Origin of the sequence: Kitasatospora sp. NPDC057692 (genome assembly GCF_042799475.1) — a bacterium.
Classification (GTDB): Bacteria; Actinomycetota; Actinomycetes; order Streptomycetales; family Streptomycetaceae; genus Kitasatospora.
On the sequence record NZ_JBHVIV010000016.1, the window covers coordinates 82,014 to 96,103 of the forward strand.

Sequence of the window (14,090 nt, forward strand, 5' to 3'; positions counted from 1 at the left end):
GGGTATGTCGGCCCCGGAGTGGGGACCGTAGCATGGGGAAGCCCTCCCCGGCGATTGAGGCGCCGGGGAGGGTGGCCCCCGAATGTCCAAGGGGCGGCTCAGGAGTGACGAAGAGTCACATCGGATGACCGGCCGATCCGGCGTTCATCCTGATGACACGTCACTTCCACTGCTGGTACGAGCCCCCGTTGCCGCCCAGCGTGTAGACGTCGCCGTTGGCGTTGCTGTCCAGGTAGAGGCCGGTGGCCAGGTTCTGGTAGGTGCTGCCGTAGGTGGAGGCGCGCTTCACCCACTTCTGGTAGCTGCCCCCGTTGCCGCCCAGCGCGTAGACGTTCCCGTTGCCGTTGGAGTCCAGGTAGAGGCCGGTGGCCTTGTTCTGCAGGGTGTAGGTGTTGTTGCCCAGGCTGGTGGCGTACCAGCGCTGGTAGGAGCCGCCGTTGGCGGGGAGGGTGTAGACGTTGCCGTTGCCGTTGCTGTCCAGGAGGCGGCTGGTGGCGACGTTCTGGAGGGTGACCTCGGTGGCGGCGCTCGCCGGGCCGGCGGCCAGGACGGTCATGCCGCCGGCCAGCACGGCCGCCGAGGAGACGAGAGCAGCGGCGCGCTTGAGGGTCTTCATCGCGTTTCCTTTCCCGTTGGTGACCGACCTGTCGGCCGGTCATCGCAGAAGGTAGTCGGAAACGCTTATCCGTCGGCCCTGTTTCGCCTCGGATGGGCGTGCGTTCGGCCATTCGGAAAGAAGCGGTTCAGCTTTTATGAATATGAGCACAGGATTTTACGCAGGTTTGTCAACGAAGGGATTTTTGTGGAGGGCCTGCCCGGGTGATGTGAAGGGCGGTCCCCGAAGTGCGCCGCTCCGCTTTCCCGGTAGGCGGACAAAGCGGAACAATCGACTGTCCGGAAACTTGGCCGGATCCGGCCGGGGCGTACGGCCCCGGCCGGGGGCGCGCAGGGCGCGAACTACGCCACCCAGACCGTGGTGATGTTGCAGAACTCCCGGATTCCGTGGCCCGACAGCTCCCGGCCGAAGCCGGAGCGCTTGACGCCGCCGAACGGCAGGGCCGGGTGCGAGGCCGTCATGCCGTTGAAGAACACCCCGCCCGCCTGGATGTCCCGCACGAAGCGGTCCTGCTCGGCCGGGTCCTCCGTCCAGACGTTGGAGCTGAGCCCGAACGGCGTGTCGTTGGCCAGCGCGACGGCCTGGTCCAGGTCCTCGGCCCGGTAGACGGTGGCGACCGGGCCGAAGGTCTCCTCCTGGTGGATCCGCATCCGCGGCGTGATGCCGGTCAGCACGGTCGGCTCGTAGAACCAGCCGCCGTCCAGGCCCCGCTCCTCCAGGCCCTCGGGACGGCGGCCGCCGCACTCCACCCGGGCGCCGTGCTCCCGCGCGTCGTCGACCAGTTCGGCCAGGTCGTCCCGCCCCTGCCGGCTGGCCAGCGGGCCGATCTGGGTGGCCTCGTCCATCGGATCGCCGACCTTCAGCGCCCGCATCGCCTCGGTGAACGCGGCGGTGAAGCGGTCGTAGACCTCGGTGTGCACGATGAACCGCTTGGCGGCGATGCAGGACTGGCCGTTGTTCTGCGACCGCGCCGTGACGGCGGTGGCGACGGCGGCGTCCAGGTCCGCGCTCGGCAGGACCACGAAGGGGTCGCTGCCGCCCAGCTCCAGCACCGCCTTCTTCACCTCGTCGGCCGCGGTGGCCGCGACCGCCCGCCCGGCCGGCTCGCTGCCGGTGAGCGTCACGGCGGCCACCCGCGGGTCGCGGATCACCCCCTCCACCGCGCCCGAGCCGATCAGCAGGGTCTGGAAGCAGCCCTCCGGGAAGCCGGCCCGGCGGAACAGCTCCTCCAGGGCCACCGCCGTGCGCGGCACGTTGGACGCGTGCTTGAGCAGGCCGACGTTGCCGGCCATCAGCGCGGGCGCGGCGAACCGCACGACCTGCCAGAACGGGAAGTTCCAGGGCATCACGGCCAGCACCGCCCCCAGCGGCCGGTACCGGACGTACGCGCGGGCCGCCCCGGAGTCGGCCACGTCGGCCTGGTCGGGGTGCTCGTCGGCGAGCAAGGCCTCGGCGTTCTCCGCGTACCAGCGCATCGCCTTGGCGCACTTGGCGGCCTCGGCGCGGGCGGCGGTGAGCGGCTTGCCCATCTCCTCGGTCATCGTCCGGGCGACCGTCTCGCGCTCCTGGTCGAGCAGGTCCGCGGCCCGGCGGAGCAGCCCGGCCCGCTGGGCGAAGGACGTGGTGCGGTACGTCCGGAAGGCCGCCTCGGCGCGGGCCAGCCGCTGTTCGAGGCCGGCCGCGTCCAGGGGTTCGAAGGTCTCCAGGGTCTCGCCGGTCGCGGGGTTCACGCTTGCGATGGCCATCGCGGGCCCTCCCAGGGGTGCGCGGGGTGGACGTGTCGGTCCTCCCACCCTGGCCCACCGCCGGCGCCGTGGCACGCCGACACCGCCCGGCGTGTCCCGCCGGGCGGTGGTGCGCCGGTCGCCCGCCTACTCGGGCAGCGCCTCGGCCCGGACCGCGGCCCCGCGGGCCCGGGCGCCGGCCCTGGTCCGCCCGGCGGTGACCAGGCGGTGGGGGAAGCGGTGCAGGTACTCCGCCTCCAGCTGCCCGGTGCGCAGGGTGTGCCGCTTCAGCGCCTCCTCGGAGCCGTACAGGAAGGTCTCGTGCCTGGTCCGGTGCAGCTGCTCCAGCTCGTGCACCAGGGTGTCGTTGTCCAGGGCGTGCGGGGAGATGCCCTCGGGCCTGGTGTGCGGGGCGTCGGGGTGCCGCATGTCCACTCCCTCGTCGGCGGGAACCGGAAACCCCCCGAGTACCCGGTGCCCCGCGAGCCCCTCCGGTACACGCGTCCGGCGCCCGCCGGAACCGACAAGGATTCTCGTACAAGGACTGTTGCACAAGGACTCTTGTGGATATCCTCGCCGCATGACCGAGCCCACCGAGCCCACCGGCCCCGTCGCGGACGGCGTCCGGCAGATCGCCGACTCCCGCGTCCTGGCAGCCCTCACCCACCCCGTCCGCCGCCGCCTGCTGGACCTCCTCGCGGTGGACGGCCCCGCCACCGTCGGCCTGCTCGCCGAGCGCTCCGGCCAGGCCGTCGGCAGCATCAGCCACCACCTCAAGGTGCTGGCCGGCGCCGACCTCGTCGAGGAGGCCCCCGAGCTGGCCCGCGACCGCCGTGAGCGCTGGTGGCGCCCGACCGCCGGCACCCCGCGCTGGCGGCGCGCCGACTTCGCCGCAGACCCGGTCGCCGAGGCCGTCGCGGACGCGGCCGGCTCGCTCCAGCTGGAGCGCCAGGCGGCCCTGGTGCGCGGCTGGTCCGCCGCCCGCCACGACTACCCCGAGCCCTGGCGGGAGGGCTGCGCCGTCGCCACCGAGAGCTGGCTGCGGCTGACCCCGGAGGAGGCCCGCGAGCTGGCCGGCGAGCTGGTCGAGGTGCTGTCCCGCTGGGCCGCCCGCCCCGTCCCGCAGGACGGGCGCGCCCGGGAGTCCGTGTTCGCCTTCGCCCACAGCGTCCCGGCCCGGCCGTGACGGACACCGGGCTGCCGGGCACGCCCCGGTTACCCGCCGGCCTGTTCGCCCGGCGAGACTTCCGGCTGCTCTGGGCGGGGGAGACGGTCAGCCGGCTGGGCTCGGCCGTCACCGCCGTCGCGCTGCCGCTGGTCGCGGTGGTCACGCTGGACGCCGGACCGCTCGCCACCGGCCTGCTGAGCGCCGCGGTCTGGCTGCCCTGGCTGCTGATCGGCCTTCCGGCCGGGGTCTGGGTCGGCCGGTGGCGCCGGCGCACCCTCCTGGTCCGGGCCAACCTCGTCTCGGCGGTGCTCTACGCCTCGGTGCCGGTGGCGGCCCGGCTCGGCGTGCTGACCCTCGCCCAGCTGGTGCTGGTCGCCCTGCTCGCGGGCACCGCGGCGGTCTTCCTCGGCGCCGGCCACCAGGCCTACCTGCCGGACCTGCTGCCGCCCGAGCGGCTCACCGAGGGCAACGCCAGGCTCCAGGGCGGCGCCTCCGCCGCCCAGGTCGCCGGGCCCGGCGTGGCCGGGCTCACCGTCCAGGCCTTCGGCGCGGCCGCCGGACTGCTGGTCGACGCGGCGAGCTTCGTGGCCGCCGCGGCGGCGCTGCTGCTGATCCGCGACCGCCCGGCGCCGCCCGCGGCGGCCGACCCGGTGCCGCTCGGCCGCCGGGTCCGCGAGGGGCTGGCCTTCGTCCGCCGCGACCCGTACCTGCGCGCGCTGCTGCGCTACGGCGCCGCCGCCAACCTCGCGCTGGCCGGCTACCAGGCGGTGGCCGTGCTCTTCCTGATCCACGACCTGGGCGTGGCCCCCTCCGCGGTCGGCTGGCTCGGCGCCGCCGGGGCCCTCGGCGGGGTGGCCGGCGCGGCCCTGTCCCGCCCGGTCACCCGGCGGTACGGCAGCGCGCGCGGGCTGCTGCTCGTGCTGCTCACCGCCACCCCCTTCGGCCTGCTGCTGCCGAGCGCCCGGCCCGGTGCGGGGGTGCTGCCGTACGCGGTGGGGTCGGCGGTGATGGTGGGCGGCGTGGTGCTCGCCAACGTGGTGACCGGCAGCTTCCGGCAGCGCTACGCGCCGCCGGAGCTGCTCGGCCGGGTGGTGGCCACCTCGATGGCCGCCAACCAGGCCACCATCCCGCTCGGCGCGGTGGCCGGCGGCGTCCTGGGGGAGGTGCTCGGGCTGCGCCCGGCGATGTGGATCACGATCGCGCTGCTGACGGCCTCCGCCGCCCTGCTCGTCGCCTCGCCGATCCGGCGGGTGCGTGACCTGCCCGATGCGTGGTCCGGGACGACAGAAAAGTAGGATGACCACTTCGTATCCGCACCATGATCCCCGGACAGGCCCCCGCATGCCCCTCCCCAAGGCCGAACTGCACCTCCACATCGAAGGCACCCTGGAGCCCGAGCTCGCCTTCGCGCTCGCCGCCCGCAACGGCGTCACCCTGCCGTACGCGGACACCGAGGAGCTGCGGCGCGCCTACGCCTTCAGCGACCTGCAGTCCTTCCTCGACCTGTACTACGCGCTGATGGCCGTGCTGAGGACCGAGGAGGACTTCGCCGAGCTCGCCGACGCCTACCTGGCCCGGGCGGCGGAGCAGGGGGTGCGGCACGCCGAGATCTTCTTCGACCCGCAGGCGCACACCGCGCGCGGCGTGCCGCTGTCCGTCGTCGTGGACGGCCTCGGGCGGGCGCTGGACCGCAGCGAGCAGCGGCACGGCATCAGCACCCGGCTGATCATGTGCTTCCTGCGCGACGAGTCCGCCGAGTCGGCGCTGGAGACCTTCGAGGCCGCCCGCCCCTGGTTCGGCGGCCGGATCACCGGCATCGGGCTGGACTCCGCCGAGGTCGGCCACCCGCCGGCCAAGTTCCGCGAGGTCTACCGGCGCGCCGCGGAGGCCGGCCTGCACCGGGTCGCCCACGCCGGCGAGGAGGGCCCGGCCGCCTACATCACCGAGGCGCTGGACGTGCTCGGCGTGGAGCGGATCGACCACGGCCTGCGCTGCCTGGAGGACGCGGCGCTGGTCGAGCGGCTGGTCCGCGAGCGGATCCCGCTCACCCTCTGCCCGCTCTCCAACATCCGGCTGCGCTGCGTCGACACCCTCGCCGACCACCCGCTGCCCGCCATCCTCGCCGCCGGCCTGCTGGCCACCGTCAACTCCGACGACCCGGCCTACTTCGGCGGCTACGCGGGCGACAACTTCGACGCCCTCGCCGAGGCCCTCGGCCTGGACGACGAGACCCTGCGCCTGCTGGCCGCCAACTCCTTCCACGCCTCCTTCCTCGACGAGGACCGCCGCGCCGCCCTCCTGGCCGAGGTCGCGGCCTACGAGTTCGCCCCCCGCGCCGCCGTCGGCGCGTAACGCGGGACGCGCCCGCCCCCGGGGCCGGGGTGGCGCCGGGGGCGGGCGGGGGGCCGGTCGCACCGGATCAGAGCAGGGTGGACCAGTAGTACCAGAAGCGCTTGAGGATCAGCAGCGCGATCACCGCGTACCAGAGCGCCGGGACCACCCAGTGGTAGCGGGCCGCCTCCCGCACCGCCGGGCGCAGGCCGCGCGGCACCGGGATGGCGCCCGAGCGCAGGTTGTGCAGCGTGGTGTACCAGAACAGCGGGATCATCGCCGCCCACACCACCATGCAGTACGGGCAGAGCGCCCCGATCCGGTACAGCGCCTGGTACATCAGCCAGGTCACGAAGCCGATCCCGAACACCGTCCCGGCCTGCAGCCCCAGCCAGAACCAGCGCCGGTACGCCGCGCCCGCCAGCAGCCCGGCGCCGACCGTGATCACCACCGCGAACCCGGCGAGGCCGAGCAGCGAGTTCGGGAAGCCGAAGGCCTCGGCCTGGTCGCTGCGCATGATCGAGCCGCAGCTGATGATCGGATTGATATTGCAGTTCGGAACGTACGACGGGTCCTTCAGCAGCCGGATCTTGTCCAGCGTGAGGACGGCCGAGGCGAACAGCCCGATCGCGCCGCCGATCACCAGCAGCAGGGCGAACGGGCGGCTCGCGCCGTAGCCGCGGCGGGTGGTGGGGACGATCATCCGGTCACCTGCTTGACCATCGCGGTGAACTTCTCGGGGGAGGCGGGCGCGCCGCCGGCGAAGACGTCGAGCTTCTGGCCGTTCAGCAGGACCGTCGGGGTGCCGGTGACGCCGCTCTTGTCGAAGGCCTTGCCCACCTGGTTCGCCCACGGCAGGTAGGTGCCCTCCCGGACGGCCTTGACGAAGCCGTCGGTCTTCAGGCCCGGCACCTTGTCGGCCAGGTCGAGCAGGTGGTTGACGTCCGCGAAGGCGTCCTCGCGCTCGTCCGGCTGGTTGGCGTAGAGCACGTCGTGGAACTGCTTGAACTTGTCCACGCCCTCGTTCAGCGCCGCACCGGCGGCGGCCAGCGCGGTGCGCGAGCCCTTGCCGCCGAGGCCCTGGTCGAGGAAGGTCGCCATGTGGTACTCGACCTTGTACGTACCGGCGTCGGCGAGCTGCTGGACGGCCGGGCCGGTGGTGGTCTCCAGCTGCTCGCAGTACGGGCAGCGGAAGTCCTCGTAGACCTGCAGGGTGTGCGCGGCGTCGGCCTTGCCGTAGGTGATCACGGTGCCGTCCGGGCCGCTCGCGTTGGCCGGGACGACCAGCGGGCCGGAGGCCGCGGCGTCGCCGGAGCCGGAGGAGCCGCCGACGGCGAAGGCCACGCCCGCCACCAGGGCGAGCACGGCGGCGGAGGCGGCGCCGACCACGGTGCGGCGGCGGATCCGGGCGGACCGCTCGGCGCGCTCGCGGGCCTCGCGCATCCGCTCGGTGGCGGCCCGGCGGGCGGCCTTCCGGTCGGCGGCGGTGGCGGTCTTGGCGGTCTTCTTGGGGGAGGTGCTCATGGGGAGGTCGTCCTGGTGCTCGTGGAACGGCGTGCGGGCGCGGGGGCGGCGCGGCCGGCCGAGGGCCCGGGCGGGCGGTTTCCTCAGCGGGCGTGCGCGAGCACCGGCGGCCCGCGCCGGACGGCGGGGCGCAGCAGGACGGATTCGGCGGGCACCCGGACACGGCTGGCGCGCGGGAACGGCACCCGGGCCACCGGGCGGGCCGGCAGCGGGGCGGCGAGCAGCAGCAGCCCGCGGACGGCCGCGGCGGCGAAGCGCTGGGCGAAGTCGCCGAGGATCCGCACCGAGCGGGCCAGACCGCAGATCGCGGCGTCGGCGCTGCGCAGCCAGGCGGCGGCGGCCAGCGCCAGCGCGGTGTGCAGGAGCAGCAGCACCGCCAGCCCGACCGGCCGGGACAGGCCGTGGCCGAGCAGCAGCCCGCCGAGCGAGCCGCCGCCGCAGAGCAGCGGTTCGAGGCCGCGGGCGGTGCCGGGCGGCAGCGAGGGGCAGGCCGACTGGGCGTAGTCGAACAGGGCGCTCAGACCGAGTTCCAGCGGCAGGAAGACCGCCGCGACGGTCCGGTAGCCGCGCTCGCGGCCGGCCAGCGCGAAGGACACCGCGAAGACGGCGGCGCCGGCCAGGGCCAGCGTGCCGAGCGCCAGCGGACGGCCGGTGACCAGCACCTGGCCGAGCCCCGCGAGCAGCACGAGCAGCGCGGCGAAGATCGCCGCGCGCAGCGTCCTGGGGAGCGGGGCCGTGCTCATGGGACCCGAGTGTGCCACAGACGGGGAGCCGGACGGCGGGCCCGGCGGGTTGCTGTGAAGATCCTCACCACCACCTCTGAGCTGGCCTTATATCCCGTTTACATCGACGATCGGGGGCGGTTCGACGACCGGCGCGGCCGGTTCGGCGGCGGCCGCCACCCGGGCCTCGACCAGGTCGCGGAACAGCGCGAGGTCGGTGCGGACGGCGCGTTCGACGGCCCCGGCGAGCGCGAAGCCGCGCGGTCCGCCGAACACCTCGTGCACCTCCTCCGGGTCGTACTCGACGCGGATCTGCACCCGGGTGTGCGCGCGGTCGAGCGGGCGCAGCGCGAAGGCGCCCTGCAGGGGCAGGCCGTCCAGGGTGCGCCAGGTCATCACCCGGCCGCGCCCCCGGTCGGTGATCTCGGTCTCGACGTCCCGTCCGGCGCCGGCGACGTCCACTTCGAGGTGGGCGAGGTTGCGGCCGTGCGGCTGGGCGCTGCGGACGCCGTCGACGAACCGCGGGTACTCGTGGACCCGGTGCAGCTGCTCCCAGGCGGCCAGGACCGGGGCGTCGATGTCGATCTGTTCCTCTAGCGTGCTCATGGCGGGGCCGGACCTCCTCGGCTGGCGCGCGGTCGACCCCTCCAGACTGCGCCGGGGGCCGGTGGACGGCAAAGGCGGCGGGCGGGCGGGGCGCGGGCGGCTGCGCGAGACTGGGCGCATGCCGGAGCTGCCCGAGGTCGAGGCCCTGACCGCCTACCTGTCGCAGCGGCTGACCGGGCGGGTGATCGCCGAGGTCCAGCCGGTGGCGATCAGCGCCCTCAAGACCTACGACCCGCCGGTGACCGCGCTGGCGGGCCGGACGGTGGGCCCGGTCGTGCGGCACGGCAAGTTCCTCGACATCGAGGCCGGCGGGCTGCACCTGGTGGTCCACCTGGCCCGGGCCGGGTGGCTGCGCTGGAAGGAGGGCCTGCCCCCGCTGCCGCCGCGGCCGAGCGCGCGCAACCCGCTGGCGCTGCGGGTGCGGCTGGAGGGCCCGGAGGCGGACGGCTTCGACCTGACCGAGGCGGGCACCAGGAAGGGGCTCGCGGTGTACGTGGTGCGGGAGGCGGCGGAGGTCCCGGGGGTGGCCCGGCTCGGTCCGGACCCGCTGGACCCGGGCTTCGACCTGGAGCGATTCCGCGCCCTGCTGGGCGGCGAGCGGCGCCGGATCAAGGGCGTGCTGCGGGACCAGAGCGTGCTCGCGGGGGTCGGCAACGCCTACTCGGACGAGGTGCTGCACGCGGCGCGGATGTCCCCGTACAAGCTGGCGGCCGACCTGTCGGAGGAGGAGACGGCGCGGCTGTTCGAGGCGCTCGGCACGACGCTGCGCGAGGCGGTGGAGCGTTCGCGGGGGCTGGCGGCGGGGGAGCTGAAGGCGGAGAAGAAGCTGGGCCTGCGGGTGCACGGGCGCACCGGGCAGCCCTGTCCGGTCTGCGGGGACACCGTGCGGGAGGTGTCCTTCGCCGACTCCTCGCTGCAGTACTGCCCGACCTGCCAGACCGGCGGCAGGCCGCTCGCGGACCGGCGGCTCTCGCGGCTGCTGAAGTGAGGCCCGGCGGCCCGCCCGGGCTGCCGGCCGGCCCCGCCCGGTGGTGGTGGGAGGGGCCGGTGGCGGCCGGGTCCGGGGCGGTGGTTCAGGGCTTGCGGGCGACGCCGCCCCAGTAGTACGCGGCGTACGGGTCCTCGGGCTGCTCGCCGTCCGGGTGCCAGGCCATCACCGGGGCGACACCGGGCTCGACCAGCTCCCAGCCGTCGAAGAACCGGCTGACCTCCTCCTTGCTGCGCGGCACCAGGGTCATCCCGGCCGAGCGGGCGGAGGCCGTCACCTGGGCGACGGCGGCCTGGTTGAAGTCCTGGGTCGGGTGGGTGAGGGCGAGGTAGCTGCCGGAGGGGAGCGCGTCGCGCAGCGCGGCGACCTTGCCCCACGGGTCGTCCTCGTCGGCGATCAGCATCAGCACGGCGATCATCAGCAGGCCGACCGGCTGGGTGAGGTCCAGCGTCGTGTTGAGGGCCGGGTCGGCCAGCAGCTCGGCGGGCTTGCCCAGGTCGGCGTGGATGTAGGTGGTCCGGCTGGCCGGGGTGGAGACCATCAGCGCGCGGGCGTGGGCCAGCACGATCGGGTCGTTGTCCACGTACACGACCCGGGTGCCGGCGCTGACCGACTCGGCGATCTCGTGGGTGTTCGGCGAGGTGGGGATGCCGGTGCCGAGGTCGAGGAACTGGCGGATGCCGTAGCGCTCGGCGAGGTGGCGCACGGCGCGCTTCTGGAAGCCGCGGTTCTCCTTGGCCTGCGCCTTCATGGTGGGCACGGCCTGCTCGATGGCCTGGCCCATCGCACGGTCCGGCGGGAAGTTGGTCTTCCCGCCCAGCCAGTAGTCGTAGACGCGGGCGGAGTGCGGGGTGCTGGTGTCCACCCCGTACTTCTCCCACTGGCTGAGTTCGGCCTCGTCGTTGTCGGAGCGGTCGGCGAAATCCTGACTTTTCGTCATGGCCACGTCCTCTGAAGACAGATCATCACACTTGGGAGAGGTCAGATTAGCGGGCCGGGCGGGCTTTCGTTCACGGGGTGGGCGAACCGGTCGCGACATGGGCCGTTGGGGTGGTGATCGAGCCCGTCGGGGTAGCCGCTGGGAGGCCGGTCGATGAACGGGGGAGACATTCGCCATGCTGTCTGATCGTCAGATTACTTCGCGAAGATTGCTGCTGGTCGCGGCGGGGATGTCGCTGCTCGGGCTGACCGGCTGCGGCCGGGGCTCGGAGGTGGTGAGGGCCGCCCGGGCGGCCCGCCACCCGGAACCCGGGGCCGTTCCGGGGGAGGTCCCGGCCGGGCTCACCGGCGAGTCCGTGCCGTCCGCCGTGCCGTCCGCCGCCCCCTCCGAGGCGCCGACCGCGGCGTCCGGCCCGTCGGCCGCTCCGAGCCCCTCCGCCGCCGCGGCCCCCTCGGCGGCCGGGGCCGCGCCGACCGCCCCGGCCCCGGCCGCGCCGACGCCCGCCCGGGCGCTGACGGCCGCCGAGAGCCGGCCGGTGTACGAGCTGGACTCCGTGCGGAAGGTGGTCGCGCTCACCATCGACGACGGCCCCGACCCCCGGCACACCCCGACCGTCCTGGCGCTGCTGGAGCAGTACGGCATCCGGGCCACCTTCTTCCTGATCGGCGAGAACGCCGTCGAGCACCCCGGCCTGGTCGGTGAGATCGCCGCCCGCGGCCACCACATCGCCAACCACACCTGGACCCACCCCGACCTGCGGAGCCTCTCCGAGGGCAAGGTCCGCGACGAGCTGGAGCGCACCTCCGACCTGCTGCACCGGACCACCGGCAAGGTGCCGACCTGGTTCCGGGCGCCGGGCGGCGACTGGTCCGCGACGGCCCTGCGGGTGAGCGGCGAACTCGGCATGCGGCCGATGGCCTGGTCGGTCGACCCCCGGGACTGGGCCCGCCCCGGGACGGGGGTGATCACCGACCGGATCCTCAAGGACGTGCGCCCCGGCGCGATCGTGCTCAACCACGACGGCGGCGGGGACCGCTCCCAGACGGTGGCGGCGCTGAAGGCCTACCTGCCGGTGCTGATCGACTCCGGCTACTACTTCACCGCCCCGGCGGGCTGAGCGGCGGCGTCGGGCTGAGCGGCGGCGTCGGGTTGGGTGGCGGTAGCGCGCTGGGTGGCGGAGGTCGGCGGCCGAGCAAATGGGCGAATGGAAAAGTCGCGGGAAATACACTTAAACCACCCGAAAGGATGGATTGGAAGAATCGTTTCCCCGATTTTTGGGCCTCTAGGGTGATCTCGCACCAATTCCCCAGGTACCACCCGAGTACCGCCTGAAAGGGCCACCCGCCATGCGTCTGCGCAACGCCGTGCTCGCCGCCACCAGTGCGATCGCGCTCGTCCTCGCCGTCCCGGTCTCCGCCAACGCCGCCGACGGCGAATTCCGCTACAAGTACGGCTCCGACTTCACGGGCGCGCTGATCGACCCGAAGGGCGGCACGTGCGTCGACCTGCCGGAGGCCACCGAGGCGGAGCCCGCGTTCGCGCCGTCGAACCAGACCCGCTCCACCGCCACCGTCTTCCGCGACCTCGGCTGCGCGGGCGACACGTACTTCGTGCTGCGGCCGGGCGGGCGCGCCGGCGACCGGCTGCTGGTCCGCTCGGTGGTCTTCTCCTGACGGCGCGGTCGTACGAAGCGAATTCGTACGAAGCGCGGGACACGGCGGCGATTGGTTGAGACCATTCCGGTGAACCGGCCGTGAACGGCGGCCGGCGGAGTCCGTGACGACACCGGGAGCGGCCGTGCAGATTCGAATCGCCGGGCTCTCCGCCCGGACCCGCAGAGCGCTGGTGCCCGCCGCCGTCCTGCTGCTCGCGGCGGTCGGCTTCGGAGTCCAGCGGGCGATCGGCGGCGAGGACGGCCACCCGGGCGGGGCCGTCGCCGTACCCGCCGGCCCGCGCACCGCGGACCGGATCATTCCCGTCCCGCTCTCCGTGGCCGCCGGCTCCGGTCCCGGCTACCGGCTCACCGGGAGCACCGTCGTGCGGACCGTCCCCGGGGCGGAGGCCGTCGAGCGGCAGGCCGGGGAGGTGCGGCGGATCGCCGAGCAGCTCGCCGAGGCGCTGCGCCGTCCGACCGGGCTGCCGCTCCCGGTGGCGGCCGCCGCCGATCCGGCCGCCGGCGGCGGCATCAGCCTGCTGCTGGACCCCGCGCTCCCCGAGGCGACCGGCACCGAGGGCTACCGGCTGACCGCCGATGCCACCGGCGTGCGGATCACCGCCCGCGCCCCGGAGGGCCTGTTCCGGGGCACCCAGACCCTCCGGCAGCTGCTGCCGCCGCAGATCGAGAGCCCGCGCCCGGTCGGCGGCGGCCCGGAGTGGACGGTCGCCCCGGCCACCGTCGAGGACCGCCCGCGCTACGGCTACCGGGGCGCGATGCTGGACGTCGCCCGCCACTTCTTCACCCCGGACGAGGTCAAGGGGTTCATCGACCGCCTCGCCCTGTACAAGCTCAACTTCCTGCACCTGCACCTGAGCGACGACCAGGGCTGGCGGATCGAGGTCCCGGCCCGGCCCGCGCTGACGAAGGTCGGCGCGGTCAGCGAGGTCGACGGCACCCCCGGCGGGTTCTACACGGCCGCCGACTACCAGGAGATCGTCCGCTACGCGCAGGAGCGCTACCTGACCGTCGTCCCCGAGATCGACCTGCCCGGCCACAGCAACGCGGTCCTCGCCTCCTACCCCGAGCTGGACTGCACCGGGAGCGCCCGCCCCTGGCCGTACACCGGGATCGAGGTCGGCTTCTCCACGCTCTGCCCGACCGGTGACGAGGTCTTCGCCTTCACCCGGGACGTGGTCGCCGAGCTGGCCCGGCTCACCCCGGGGCCGTACCTGCACCTCGGCGGGGACGAGGTGAAGAAGATGGCCCCGGCCGAGTACGCGGCCTTCGTGAAGCGGGTGAACGACCAGGTGGTCGCCGCCGGGAAGACCCCGGTCGGCTGGAACCAGACCGCCCCGGGCGGGGTCGGGGTGCTCCAGTTCTGGGACGGCCGGGGCGGGCGCGACGTCGAGCTGAAGGAGGCCGCCGAGCGGGGGGCCAAGGTGATCATGTCGCCGTCCGGCCACAGCTACCTGGACATGAAGTACGAGTCCGGCTACCCGCTCGGCCTGGTCTGGGCCGGCACCATCGACGTCTGGACCGCCTACTCCTGGGACCCGGACAGCCTGGTGCCGCTGCCCGCCGGCTCCGTGCTCGGCGTCGAGGCGCCGCTGTGGACGGAGACCCTGGACACCCCCGGGGAGCTGGACCTCATGCTGCTGCCCCGGCTGCCCGCGCTCGCCGAGCTGGGCTGGTCGGCCAAGGAGAGCCACTCCTGGGAGCGGTTCAAGACCCGTCTGGCCGAGGAGGGCGCCCGCTGGGAGGCCGCCGGGTACCGCTACGAGAAGCGGAGCGAGGTGCCCTGGCCGGACCGGTAG

The 14,090-nt window shown here is 74.3% G+C and carries 15 protein-coding genes; 7 read left to right on the plus strand and 8 right to left on the minus strand.

The genetic code is table 11. The features are described from left to right. Positions 1 to 160: 160 nt before the first annotated feature. The 3 genes from ACFVFS_RS12500 to ACFVFS_RS12510 form a co-directional block, all read right to left on the minus strand. A complete protein-coding gene (locus tag ACFVFS_RS12500) occupies positions 161 to 616 on the minus strand; it encodes an RICIN domain-containing protein (protein ID WP_380623113.1) in 456 nt (151 codons plus the stop codon). Between the two features lie 341 nt (positions 617 to 957). Then, positions 958 to 2,361 (minus strand): NADP-dependent succinic semialdehyde dehydrogenase, encoded by a 1,404-nt coding sequence (locus ACFVFS_RS12505; protein WP_380623115.1) that lies wholly within the window; start codon positions 2,359 to 2,361, stop codon positions 958 to 960. Between the two features lie 126 nt (positions 2,362 to 2,487). Beyond that, complete coding sequence (locus ACFVFS_RS12510) at positions 2,488 to 2,769, minus strand: DUF6158 family protein (protein WP_380623117.1); 282 nt, start codon at positions 2,767 to 2,769, stop codon at positions 2,488 to 2,490. 151 nt (positions 2,770 to 2,920) lie between these two features. Here ACFVFS_RS12510 and ACFVFS_RS12515 point away from each other — a divergent pair, with 151 nt between their 5' ends. Genes ACFVFS_RS12515 through ACFVFS_RS12525 form a run of 3 tightly spaced genes read left to right on the plus strand, consistent with a single transcriptional unit; the run spans position 2,921 to position 5,860 of the window. Continuing rightward, positions 2,921 to 3,526, plus strand: a complete 606-nt coding sequence (locus ACFVFS_RS12515) for an ArsR/SmtB family transcription factor (protein WP_380623119.1) — start codon at positions 2,921 to 2,923, stop codon at positions 3,524 to 3,526. Then, positions 3,523 to 4,803: an MFS transporter gene (locus ACFVFS_RS12520; protein ID WP_380623121.1), complete on the plus strand. Its 1,281-nt coding sequence runs from the start codon at positions 3,523 to 3,525 to the stop codon at positions 4,801 to 4,803. The genes ACFVFS_RS12515 and ACFVFS_RS12520 overlap by 4 nt, the downstream gene beginning before the upstream one ends. Before the next feature lie 46 nt (positions 4,804 to 4,849). Further along, the gene (locus ACFVFS_RS12525; RefSeq protein WP_380623123.1) at positions 4,850 to 5,860 is read left to right on the plus strand and encodes an adenosine deaminase; all 1,011 of its coding nucleotides are present in this window, start codon (positions 4,850 to 4,852) and stop codon (positions 5,858 to 5,860) included. Positions 5,861 to 5,927: 67 nt separating this feature from the next. On the opposite strand, the gene ACFVFS_RS12530 is transcribed toward ACFVFS_RS12525, so the two are convergent. The 4 genes from ACFVFS_RS12530 to ACFVFS_RS12545 form a co-directional block, all read right to left on the minus strand. Then, a complete protein-coding gene (locus tag ACFVFS_RS12530; RefSeq protein ID WP_380623125.1) occupies positions 5,928 to 6,542 on the minus strand; it encodes a vitamin K epoxide reductase family protein in 615 nt (204 codons plus the stop codon). After that, positions 6,539 to 7,363, minus strand: coding sequence for a DsbA family protein (locus tag ACFVFS_RS12535; protein WP_380623127.1), 825 nt, complete (start codon positions 7,361 to 7,363; stop codon positions 6,539 to 6,541). The genes ACFVFS_RS12530 and ACFVFS_RS12535 overlap by 4 nt, the downstream gene beginning before the upstream one ends. Positions 7,364 to 7,446: 83 nt before the next feature. Next, positions 7,447 to 8,106 (minus strand): hypothetical protein, encoded by a 660-nt coding sequence (locus ACFVFS_RS12540; RefSeq protein WP_380623129.1) that lies wholly within the window; start codon positions 8,104 to 8,106, stop codon positions 7,447 to 7,449. 87 nt (positions 8,107 to 8,193) lie between these two features. Beyond that, positions 8,194 to 8,691: an SRPBCC family protein gene (locus tag ACFVFS_RS12545; RefSeq protein ID WP_380623131.1), complete on the minus strand. Its 498-nt coding sequence runs from the start codon at positions 8,689 to 8,691 to the stop codon at positions 8,194 to 8,196. A gap of 118 nt (positions 8,692 to 8,809) precedes the next feature. On the opposite strand from ACFVFS_RS12545, the gene ACFVFS_RS12550 reads away from it, so the two are divergent. Beyond that, on the plus strand, positions 8,810 to 9,679 hold the full coding sequence (locus ACFVFS_RS12550) for an Fpg/Nei family DNA glycosylase (RefSeq protein WP_380623132.1): 870 nt from the start codon (positions 8,810 to 8,812) through the stop codon (positions 9,677 to 9,679). Positions 9,680 to 9,764: 85 nt separating this feature from the next. On the opposite strand, the gene ACFVFS_RS12555 is transcribed toward ACFVFS_RS12550, so the two are convergent. Further along, complete coding sequence (locus ACFVFS_RS12555; protein WP_380623133.1) at positions 9,765 to 10,619, minus strand: SAM-dependent methyltransferase; 855 nt, start codon at positions 10,617 to 10,619, stop codon at positions 9,765 to 9,767. 175 nt (positions 10,620 to 10,794) lie between these two features. Here ACFVFS_RS12555 and ACFVFS_RS12560 point away from each other — a divergent pair, with 175 nt between their 5' ends. The 3 genes from ACFVFS_RS12560 to ACFVFS_RS12570 all read left to right on the plus strand — a co-directional run bounded on the left by ACFVFS_RS12560 (position 10,795) and on the right by ACFVFS_RS12570 (position 14,090). Next, positions 10,795 to 11,736 (plus strand): polysaccharide deacetylase family protein, encoded by a 942-nt coding sequence (locus ACFVFS_RS12560; RefSeq protein ID WP_380623134.1) that lies wholly within the window; start codon positions 10,795 to 10,797, stop codon positions 11,734 to 11,736. Positions 11,737 to 11,965: 229 nt separating this feature from the next. After that, a complete protein-coding gene (locus ACFVFS_RS12565) occupies positions 11,966 to 12,292 on the plus strand; it encodes a hypothetical protein (protein ID WP_380623135.1) in 327 nt (108 codons plus the stop codon). Between the two features lie 124 nt (positions 12,293 to 12,416). Continuing rightward, positions 12,417 to 14,090 (plus strand): beta-N-acetylhexosaminidase, encoded by a 1,674-nt coding sequence (locus ACFVFS_RS12570; protein ID WP_380623136.1) that lies wholly within the window; start codon positions 12,417 to 12,419, stop codon positions 14,088 to 14,090.

What these genes read in the sequence shown, in the direction of transcription:
- ACFVFS_RS12500 (WP_380623113.1), bottom strand. Translation starts at nt 616, where the DNA reads ATGAAGACCCTCAAGCGCGCCGCTGCTCTCGTCTCCTCGGCGGCCGTG.
- ACFVFS_RS12505 (WP_380623115.1), bottom strand. Translation starts at nt 2,361, where the DNA reads ATGGCCATCGCAAGCGTGAACCCCGCGACCGGCGAGACCCTGGAGACC.
- ACFVFS_RS12510 (WP_380623117.1), bottom strand. Translation starts at nt 2,769, where the DNA reads ATGCGGCACCCCGACGCCCCGCACACCAGGCCCGAGGGCATCTCCCCG.
- ACFVFS_RS12515 (WP_380623119.1), top strand. Translation starts at nt 2,921, where the DNA reads ATGACCGAGCCCACCGAGCCCACCGGCCCCGTCGCGGACGGCGTCCGG.
- ACFVFS_RS12525 (WP_380623123.1), top strand. Translation starts at nt 4,850, where the DNA reads ATGCCCCTCCCCAAGGCCGAACTGCACCTCCACATCGAAGGCACCCTG.
- ACFVFS_RS12530 (WP_380623125.1), bottom strand. Translation starts at nt 6,542, where the DNA reads ATGATCGTCCCCACCACCCGCCGCGGCTACGGCGCGAGCCGCCCGTTC.
- ACFVFS_RS12535 (WP_380623127.1), bottom strand. Translation starts at nt 7,363, where the DNA reads ATGAGCACCTCCCCCAAGAAGACCGCCAAGACCGCCACCGCCGCCGAC.
- ACFVFS_RS12540 (WP_380623129.1), bottom strand. Translation starts at nt 8,106, where the DNA reads ATGAGCACGGCCCCGCTCCCCAGGACGCTGCGCGCGGCGATCTTCGCC.
- ACFVFS_RS12545 (WP_380623131.1), bottom strand. Translation starts at nt 8,691, where the DNA reads ATGAGCACGCTAGAGGAACAGATCGACATCGACGCCCCGGTCCTGGCC.
- ACFVFS_RS12550 (WP_380623132.1), top strand. Translation starts at nt 8,810, where the DNA reads ATGCCGGAGCTGCCCGAGGTCGAGGCCCTGACCGCCTACCTGTCGCAG.
- ACFVFS_RS12555 (WP_380623133.1), bottom strand. Translation starts at nt 10,619, where the DNA reads ATGACGAAAAGTCAGGATTTCGCCGACCGCTCCGACAACGACGAGGCC.
- ACFVFS_RS12560 (WP_380623134.1), top strand. Translation starts at nt 10,795, where the DNA reads ATGCTGTCTGATCGTCAGATTACTTCGCGAAGATTGCTGCTGGTCGCG.
- ACFVFS_RS12565 (WP_380623135.1), top strand. Translation starts at nt 11,966, where the DNA reads ATGCGTCTGCGCAACGCCGTGCTCGCCGCCACCAGTGCGATCGCGCTC.